Annotated in this window: 1 protein-coding gene; it reads left to right on the forward strand. The window is 56.5% G+C overall.

The features are described from left to right. Positions 1-110 precede the first annotated feature (110 nt). On the forward strand, positions 111-1,391 hold the full coding sequence (locus tag BRO54_RS18770) for an IS110 family RNA-guided transposase (RefSeq protein WP_012749092.1): 1,281 nt from the start codon (positions 111-113) through the stop codon (positions 1,389-1,391). Positions 1,392-1,431 lie beyond the last annotated feature (40 nt).

The raw sequence follows: 1,431 nt of genomic DNA on the forward strand, positions 1-1,431 counted from the left end.
AAAGGAGCATTCCCGTTAGGAGCTTTTCCGGGGACTTGATCAAAAAAAGCCCTCTTGGTATGATGCAGGGGTGTCAACCACATCACTCACCATACCAAGGAGGACTTCAGATGAATTGTACACAAAACTATAAAATTGATCAAGTAACCGAACAAACGCTTGTCGTGGGTATTGATATCGCGAAACGAACCCACTACGCCTGCTTCGTGGATGACCGGGGGCGCGTGCTTCGCAAATCGTTCCCGATCTTCCAGTCGAAAGAGGGGTTTCAACAGCTGTATAAAGCGATTCAGGGGGCGATGCAAGCGTTCGGGAAGTCAGAGGTGATCGTCGCCGTGGAGCCGACCGGGCACTACTGGTTGAACCTGGCCTACTTCCTCGAGGAGCACGGGATCCCGTTGGTCATGGTCAACCCGGCGCATGTGTGCCGGTCGAAAGAACTTGATGACAACCTGCCGACGAAACACGACGCCAAAGACGCCCTGGTCATTGCCAGACTGGCAAAAGACGGACGATTCCTCGTTCCCCGGCTGCTGCACGAGATTGAAGCCGATTTGCGCGTGGGGAGCACGCTCAAAGAGAAGCTCCGCAAGGAACAGACGGCGGTGAAAAACGCGATCGTCCGCTGGACGGATCGGTATTTTCCAGAGTTTTGGACCGTGTTTCGTGACTTGGGGAAAACGGCGCTTTCGGTGTTGGAGTGGACGCCGCTTCCGGCTGATATGGCCGGCCGGACGGTGGAGGAGCTTCTTGAGGTGTACCGGCAAAGCGAAGGGATGAAATGCCCGCAGAAGGCCAAAATTCAGGCGTTGATCAACACCGCGAAGGACTCGATTGGGGTGACGGAAGGGACAGCGATGGCCCGGTTTGAGATCGCCGCGCTCGTCCGCCGATACCGCCAATTGGAGGCGGAGATCGCTGCACTGGACGCCGAGTTGAAGGCATTGGTTCAAACGACGATGGAGTACCAATGGTTGAAAACGGTCGACGGGTTGGGAGACGCCACGATCATCGATCTGCTGGCGGAGATCGGCAGCTTCGCCCATTATCGGGACCCGCGCCAATTGGTGAAGTTGGCGGGCCTGACGCTCAAGGAGAACTCCTCCGGCCAGCGCAAAGGGCAAAAGCACATCTCCAAACGGGGACGGAAACGGTTGCGCTCGGTGCTGTTTCGGGCGATGATTCCGCTGATTCGGCATAACGAGGCGTTTCGCGAGCTGCATGAGTATTATACGACCCGATCCGTCAATCCGCTGACCGGAAAGCAGTCCATCGTCGCCTTGTGCCGGAAGCTGTTGAATGTGCTGTTTGCGATTTGTACGAAGAAACAAGCGTTTGACGCGGAGCGAATGAAACAGGACGTCTTGTCCCAGGTGCAACGGGCGGCCTAAGGCCTCCCCCCTGCGAACGGAAGAATCGTTGGACAACGAG

Origin of the sequence: Geobacillus proteiniphilus (genome assembly GCF_001908025.1) — a bacterium.
GTDB lineage: Bacteria > Bacillota > Bacilli > Bacillales > Anoxybacillaceae > Geobacillus > Geobacillus proteiniphilus.

Excerpts from the sequence above, each read along its gene's own strand:
- BRO54_RS18770 (WP_012749092.1), top strand. The coding sequence starts at position 111 with ATGAATTGTACACAAAACTATAAAATTGATCAAGTAACCGAACAAACG.